Annotated in this window: 1 protein-coding gene; it reads right to left on the reverse strand. The window is 35.4% G+C overall.

Translation table 11 applies throughout. The annotated features are described in order from the left end of the window. Nucleotides 1-114: 114 nt before the first annotated feature. Entirely contained in the window at nt 115-801 is a 687-nt protein-coding gene (locus Q0296_RS09195; protein WP_298039701.1) for a type II secretion system protein, read from the reverse strand. Nucleotides 802-1,419 lie beyond the last annotated feature (618 nt).

Here is a 1,419-nt window from a genome sequence, read left to right on the forward strand (position 1 = left end):
GTTAAAGGTGGTTTCTCGTTTCGTGAGCTGGAATTATATATGAGGGATGCTTAAATGCAGATTAAAAAATAGCAGTTTTTTGAAAAAAATCAAAAGCTCAAAATTTGATCAAATTTAACTATTTTCTTTTATATATGCAAAGCCGCTTTCTTTTTCTATAACTATAGTCGTTTGATTGCCGCGTTTATCAGTTAAGGTTATGTTGCAATTTCTTCCAAAAAGCCTTTCATATGGTCTTTTTATCCCACCTTTTACAGTACTTATGGTTCCCATAGGACGTCCCATTTCATCAAAGGCTACTTTTTTATTTGCCCTCCCTTTGACGCATCCACCAGAGAGGCTTACGTCTGTTATACCAAATCTTTTTTCTATATTTAGTTCTTTATTTATCTTCTTGCAGTCACTTTCAGATATACCACTCCAGCCAGCAGTTAGTAGCTTGCCAGACTTATAAATATCATTTGCGATCTCATCTTTTGAATTTGGATTTCCGCTTATTGTTTTATCAAAAAAAACACTATATTTCCACGTTTGCTCATTATTTTTATCAATCGAGCACTTATCTATTTTGTTTTTTGAAAAAGCTATCGTCCAGCGCTGTTTTGCCCACCTTGTCTCTGTGGTAGAGTATTTATCATCCTGCATGGCGAGGTGTTGAGTGTATCTTATGTGAGTTAAAATTTGAGTTGCAGCTTCTCTTGAGCCATTTCTGTTTAGCTTTGGGATCATGACAGCTGCCAAAATTCCAACAACAACTATGACAAAAACAAGTTCTATCATAGTAAAGGCTCTTTTTTTCATAAATTTATCGTTCCTTGATGTTAAAATTTGCAACCACTTTTCCCATTTTTTCTATACTAAATTTTGACTTCTCATCTAAATCGGCACTTGCTAATAAATTTTTAGAGTAGCTTTTTGTTTTTATCCCATAAAATTTAAGCCTTAGTGCAAGCCTTGTATCTTCGGTCGCTATATCTTGCACTCCAGCCTCTTTTAGCTTATCTGCCAGCTCTTTTGCTACATCAAATTTATAAGTGAGATGTTTTGTAGGATCGCTTAAAAAGAGGTAAAAAATTTGATTAAAGATGATCGCTGACCAGTTAAATATCAAAAAAAGCATCACTAAGCCAGTGCAAATTTTGTGTCCTTTTCTAAATTTTGGCAGTCTCACGCGATACGAGTTGAAAAAAACTCTTACCATAAGTGGCGTTGCGATCACGCAAAATGGCAAAAACTGCTCAAGCTCCAGCCTTTGGCGCACAGAGACTATCATGCAAAAGCAAAATGAGCAAATGGCGATAAACCACAAAAGATCCTTCTTTTCCTTAACCCAAATTCTATAAATCGTATATACAAAAAAGATAAAGACCTGTCTCTTATACACATCTCCGAGCCCACGAGACCGTACTAGATCTCGTA

It is taken from the genome of uncultured Campylobacter sp. (genome assembly GCF_937890585.1).
Taxonomy (GTDB): domain Bacteria; phylum Campylobacterota; class Campylobacteria; order Campylobacterales; family Campylobacteraceae; genus Campylobacter_A.

Coding starts and splice junctions, on each gene's coding strand:
- Q0296_RS09195 (WP_298039701.1), bottom strand. CDS start 801: ATGAAAAAAAGAGCCTTTACTATGATAGAACTTGTTTTTGTCATAGTT.